Annotated in this window: 2 protein-coding genes and 4 pseudogenes; 4 read left to right on the plus strand and 2 right to left on the minus strand. The window is 37.3% G+C overall.

The genetic code is table 11. The features are described from left to right. Positions 1-126 (plus strand): annotated as a pseudogene (locus ACFIML_RS05560) (integrase); the annotation flags it as partial. Positions 127-1,303: 1,177 nt separating this feature from the next. Here the strand turns inward: ACFIML_RS05560 and ACFIML_RS05565 are convergent. Then, the gene (locus tag ACFIML_RS05565) at positions 1,304-3,094 is read right to left on the minus strand and encodes an ABC transporter transmembrane domain-containing protein (protein WP_375687597.1); all 1,791 of its coding nucleotides are present in this window, start codon (positions 3,092-3,094) and stop codon (positions 1,304-1,306) included. A 190-nt stretch (positions 3,095-3,284) separates the two neighbouring features. On the opposite strand from ACFIML_RS05565, the gene rpmE reads away from it, so the two are divergent. Beyond that, entirely contained in the window at positions 3,285-3,506 is a 222-nt protein-coding gene (gene rpmE, locus ACFIML_RS05570) for a 50S ribosomal protein L31 (RefSeq protein ID WP_005774581.1), read from the plus strand. Positions 3,507-3,979: 473 nt separating this feature from the next. Here the strand turns inward: rpmE and ACFIML_RS05575 are convergent. Continuing rightward, positions 3,980-4,164 (minus strand): annotated as a pseudogene (locus ACFIML_RS05575) (integrase); the annotation flags it as partial. 305 nt (positions 4,165-4,469) lie between these two features. Between ACFIML_RS05575 and ACFIML_RS05580 the strand changes: the two are divergent. Together ACFIML_RS05580 and ACFIML_RS05585 are read left to right on the plus strand one after the other, a co-directional pair. Next, positions 4,470-4,719: pseudogene (locus tag ACFIML_RS05580) on the plus strand (ABC transporter); the annotation flags it as partial. A gap of 1,050 nt (positions 4,720-5,769) precedes the next feature. Continuing rightward, positions 5,770-6,030 (plus strand): annotated as a pseudogene (locus ACFIML_RS05585) (hypothetical protein); the annotation flags it as partial.

Raw genomic sequence — 6,030 nt, forward strand, 5'->3', positions numbered from 1 at the left:
GAAACTGCAACAAAAGGGCGTTCTGTTTTCCATGAGGAACAAAATCCCATTAAAAAACGGAATAAACAAAAATGTGAGGCAATAAGCAATCTCCATTATTTAAAAGATATTGCTCTAGATACTTTTGTACACGTTCCTATCATCGTTAAAATGCCTTCTTAAAGCACGACAGGAGGTGCTATAAATGAGGGCTGTAAATATAAATGATGGGATTGTGGGTCTTGGGGATGAGAAGATGGTGTCCAATCAAAGCACTCTATCCTTACTTTTATAGGCTATGACTGGAAGAGAGAGTTGGAGAGACGATTTGTGAGCAAAGAGAAAGTGTTTTGAGGTTGTTGTGTCTGCAAGAGAAGAACAGTGGTCGTGGTGATATTTACAAACAATAAATTTGATAAAATTTTACAATTTTGCCAAAAGCGGGTTTATTACAAAAGCTGTTGCTCATACGCGCTCACACAAAAATTATAGAGACACCCAAAAACGCTAAAAAAATCTTTGCTCTTTTTCAATAATAAGAATCTGCAAACAATGTTCAAAAAATGTTCGTTTTTTAAAAGAGAATAAAAGGATACTTTTACAGATGAGAGAAGCGTATTTATAAATTACAGCTTATCATGATTTTCGGTAAACACTATTGTTTAGAGCGCTGAGGTAGAGGGCATGAAAAATTTTTCATATTAATTTTTTTTAAAGAGTGGGGTAAGTTTTTAGGGTAGAGTCTATCAAGTAAGCTGCATAAGGGACTCAAGCAAGCGAGCACCATTATTAATCTTTGCCAGCGTATATTCTTTTGTCAGCGCTCCAATGTTGTGATATCCCTTGGAACTTAAAGGGGCAAGAGAGGTTCTTGCTCCTTTCTTGTACAATTTCACTCCACACACCAACCCCACTTGTGATGTGCAAGCAAAAGATTTTGTTTGATTCACTATGAGAGTTTAGCATAAGAAAATCCTATGGTATTAGGATTTCTCACGAAAAATAATAAATTATCTTTATAATAAACAACATGACGGTTTTATTATGAAGAGAGTTCTTTATACACCTTAATCATAGAGATTAACTTGGCATCGTTTTATATTCTGTACATAGAAGCGTTTTTATAAAAATGATCTACCTTATGCAGAAAAAAGAACAATCTGTAATTCAAAAAGAAACTGCCTCAATTCTTGCTCCTCTTTTTCATCTTAATTCTTATCCCTCTTTTTTCCATGAGCCCTTAAATTAATAATCCTCTGCCTGTAAAGCGCGGTATTCACGCCCAAGTACTGCTGCCCAAGTACTGCTCTTGTATCAAGATCACTCACTCAGGTGAAAATTGCAATTTTGCGAGATAGGCATAAACGCCATTTTTTGCCACAAGTTCGGCATGGGTTCCTTCTTCCACAAGAGCGCCTTTATCCATCACAAGAATACGATCTGCTTTTAAAATTGTTGCCAAACGGTGCGCAATGACCAATGTTGTTCGATTTTGCATCAACCCGTCTAAGGCGTCTTGCACCAACTTTTCACTGTTTGCATCCAAAGCAGATGTTGCTTCATCAAGCAGCAAGAGGGGTGCATTTCTTAAAATTGCCCGCGCAATACCAATGCGTTGTTTTTGCCCCCCAGAAAGCATGGTACCGCGTTCTCCTACTTGCGTATCCAAGCCATCTGGTAAAGCTTGAATAAATTCAAGTGCATTAGCCGCTTTAGCAGCAGCAAGGATTTCCTCTTCATGGGTATTTTCAGTTCCAAAAATAATATTATCACGCAATGTTCCATCAAAAATGGCGACATCTTGTGGAACATAGGAAATTGCACTGCGTAAATCTTGTAAAAAAAGGCGATTAATTTCCATGCCATCCAACCGAATTGTTCCACTTATTGGATCATAAAAACGAAGGATCAAAGAAAAAATGCTGCTTTTTCCTGCTCCGGAAGCCCCAACAAAAGCAACCGTTTCGCCTGCTTTTACAGAAAATGAAAGTGAGCGTAAAACCTTCTCTTGTGGTCTAGAGGGATAGGTAAAATCAACCTGATCAAAAACAAGTTCACCTCGAACAGGTTGCTCTAATGATAAAGCATTTTTAGGAGCTACAATAGTAGGTTTTTCTTGTAACAATTCGGCAAGCCGTTCAGCAGCGCCTGCTGCTTGGATTAATTCTGCTCCCAGTTCCGATAATTGCGCAAAAGTAGAAGCTCCAAAAACCGCATAAAGGACAAATTGTCCTAAGGTCCCTCCTGTCATCGTTCCATTCAAAACATCACGCGATCCAATCCATAAAACAGCAACCACACTGCTAAAAACCAAAAAAATTGCAAACCCCGTAAAAAAGGAGCGCAAGATTACAGAAGCACGTGCTGTTTGAAAAGCACGTTCTATCAATTGTGAAAAACGTATTGTAACGAGTTTTTCAGCGGTAAAAGCTTGCACAGTGCGAATAGCACTTACCTGCTCTGTAGCAACAGCATTGGCATCTGCGAGACGATCTTGCGCCGCGCGGGTACGAGAGCGAACTTTACGTCCAAAGACTACCAAGGGAATGGCCACAATAGGAATAGCAGCCAGAACCAGCAAAGATAATTTGGCATTGGTGATCACCATCATCACGACAGCTCCGATCACGATAATCAACTGACGCAAAGCAGTAGAGGCGGTCGAACCAACGGCTAATTTTATTTGTGTTGTATCGGTTAGAAGCCTTGAAACAATCTCTCCTGAATGTGACCGATCAAAAAAAGCAGGAGAGAGTCTCATAATATGAACAAACACATCACGCCGTAAATCGGCAACAATCCGTTCTCCCAAGGTGATAACACAGTAATAACGTCCAGCTGAAGCAAATGCGAGAAACAAAGCTAAGATAAATAAAATTCCGAAGTAAAAATTGATATGTCCATGGCTTGAAGTAGAAAACCCATGATCAAACATTTGTCGGATAGCCACTGGCAAAGCTAATGTGATCAGAGCGGCAACAGACAAAGCAATAAAGGCAAAGATAAACAACCAACGATAGCGCAAAAGATAAGGAACAAAAATTGCAAGCGAAGAGAATGAAGATTTTTTATGGGAAGATTTCGTAGATTTTTCTGAATGATAATGTAACATTATAAAATTTCGCTCACTCTATTAAATGATTTATAACACTTGATACAATGATGTATCTTGAACACTTGTTTTTTGATGCGTGCTCAGCTATAGAAATAAATACTTTAAATCAGTGTATCAAAAAGACAAAGGAAGCGCACTTAAAAAAATGAGTAAGTGTTCTTTCATTCTATAAACGCAAAAGGTTTGACGCATGAAAGCGAATATTCATCCCAACTATCACAAAATTACCGTTGTAATGACGGATGGAACCCAATATACGACGCGTTCCACTTGGGGAAAAGAAGGTGATACCCTTAATCTAGATATTGACCCAAGAACGCATCCAGCATGGACAGGTGGATCCCAAACACTTGTAGACCGTGGTGGTCGTCTTTCTAAGTTCAAAAATCGTTTTGGTAATATTGGCATGTAAAAGCCTCCTTCTTATGGGGTACAAAAATTTTAAACAAAACGATTGCAAACGATGGTTTTTTTATCCTGTCAAAGAGTGCACTTTAAATTTAATTCAAAAACGCATCCAACAGAAAAAGATAGGTCTTAAACCCTTATAAATCGTAGTGGTTGCGTTTTTTAAATTCAAAAATCATTTTGAAATACACGCATACACCTCTTCTCATAGCGTATAAAAATCTCAGATAAAACGATTGCAAACAGTTCATCTTTTTTGAATTGAAAATACCCATGAAGAAGAAATTCTTGCTGCCGCTAAAGCGGACAATGCACTTGAATTTATTCAAGCTTTACCAAACGACTTTAATACGCAAGGAGGAGAACGCAGTACCATGCTTTCTGGAGGGCAAAGACAACGCATTGGTATTGCATAGGCGATTTTAAGAAATGCAGCCCTCTTACTGCAAGCCAGCACCATCACACACTTTGCCAGCTCAGAGCAATATCTTTTAAATAATGGAGATTGCTTATTGCCTCACACTTTTGTTTATTCCGTTTTTTAATGGGATTTTGTTCCTCACGGAAAACAGAACGCCGTTTTGTTACAGTTTCACAGGCTTATTTTAAAGATATATCTCTCAAAGAGCACCCAAGTCCATTTCGCGACGGCATCCATGAATGCTATAACGGTAAAGCTATTGTGCACCTGCATATTTACGCTTATGAAAAAGCAAGCCAGCACCATCATTATATTTGCCAACTCGTGGATGTTGTTACAGCCCTTAGCACTTGAGACGATTCATGAGAGGCATTTTAAATCTTTTCTTAATAGTTTTTTTATTCACGCGGACTCTCCCCGCTTGGTACGTGCAAGAAACATAGTTTTGATTGATTCACCATGGAACCGATTTGAAATGAGAGAATCCTACGGTATTCGAGATTCTCATTCAACATACAAGACAATGAATTATTATTATAAATCAAAGTATTACTACTTTATGAAACAACATTTTCTTTAGATGCAAACAGTGAAAAGTTGGTGCAAGATGCCTTAGAAGGATTGATGCAAAATCGTACAACCTTGGTCATTGCACATCGTTTTGCAACAATTTTAAAAGCGGATCGTATTCTCGTGATGGATAAAGGCTCTCTTGTGGAAGAAGGAACACACAAAACTCATTATAAAAAATAATGTTTATGCGCATTTGGCTAAACTGCAATTCTCATCTGAGTAAGTGATCTTGATACAAGAGCAGTATCTTTAAAGGCATAAACAGCACTCTTTTCAGACAGGCTTATCAATTTGAAACTCTCATGGAAAAAAGAAAGGCAAGCTTTAAGGTGTTTTTCTTTTTTAACGGGCTGTTCTTTTTTCTGCCTGAGATGAAGCATTTTTATAAAAATACTTCATTTGTGTACAGAATATAAAATAATATCCAGTTAAATCGCTATGGACTATTAAGATGTGCAAGGAGTTCTCTTCATAACAGCACTGTCACGTTGATTTATAATGATAACGCATTGTTTTTCATGAGAGATCTTACATGGAATTTCTCGTTTCAAATTTGGTTATGTTGAATCAGTTAAAACCATGTCTCTTGCATATACCAAACAGGGAAGATTGCGTGAGGTAAACACTTTAGAAAGAATAAGTCCTCTTCATGAAGCGTCTCAAGTTTTATGGGCTGTATAACATTAGGGGTTAGGAGAGTGTATGATGATGCCGATTTACTAAAAAAGAGCCGATAAATGAGTAGAGAGACACTTTTTATCAATTTTACAAAACAAGGTGAGCACGCAGCCATGTTTTGCTGTGTTAGGCGTTTGAGTACTTTGAACCAATATTATGGGAGTGCATTTTAAGAATTATAAGGCTTTTCTTTAAAGTGCATAAAGCATAAGAGCAATACAATTAAATACAAATTGTTTTATTTTACCAATAAAAATATCTATATTTTGTGTATTATTTTTATTAAAATATAATATGTAGTTATTTTCAAATCAGATATATACATATTGATACAATATCGAGGGATCGATAAAAGAGCTGCGTTAAATGTTGGTGAGAATAAAAGAGAGCAAGAATGGAAGAAGACATAAAATTGGCAATAGCTTTCAGAATAGCTACAATTAAGGTCATGTGGAAATGGGGGAAAAAATATGGGAGTGTAAGATGCGGTGTTATGATTTTCTGCATCATATTGATGGGGAAGTTGTGGTATTCGGGATACTCAGTGGATTTTTTGTTCGGTTTGGCAATGATAGTGTGTTGTGGGGGAAGCTTAATGCTTGCATTGGCAATTTATCAGAACAAGCATTTAACTAAACAACTTGAGCAAAAAGAGCAAGAGTGCGCTGGACATAAAGATATTATTGCACAAGGGAAACAGAAGTGTCTTCAATTGACTGAACAACTTGAGCAAAAAGAGCAAGAGTGCGTTGGATATAAAGATATTATTGCACAAAGGGAACAGAAGTGTCTTCAATTGACTGAACAACTTGAGCAAAAAGAGCAAGAGTGCGTTGGATATAAAGATATTATTGCA

This window comes from Bartonella sp. AC62GZZY (genome assembly GCF_042196525.1).
Lineage (GTDB): Bacteria > Pseudomonadota > Alphaproteobacteria > Rhizobiales > Rhizobiaceae > Bartonella.

What these genes read in the sequence shown, in the direction of transcription:
- rpmE (WP_005774581.1), top strand. Translation starts at nt 3,285, where the DNA reads ATGAAAGCGAATATTCATCCCAACTATCACAAAATTACCGTTGTAATG.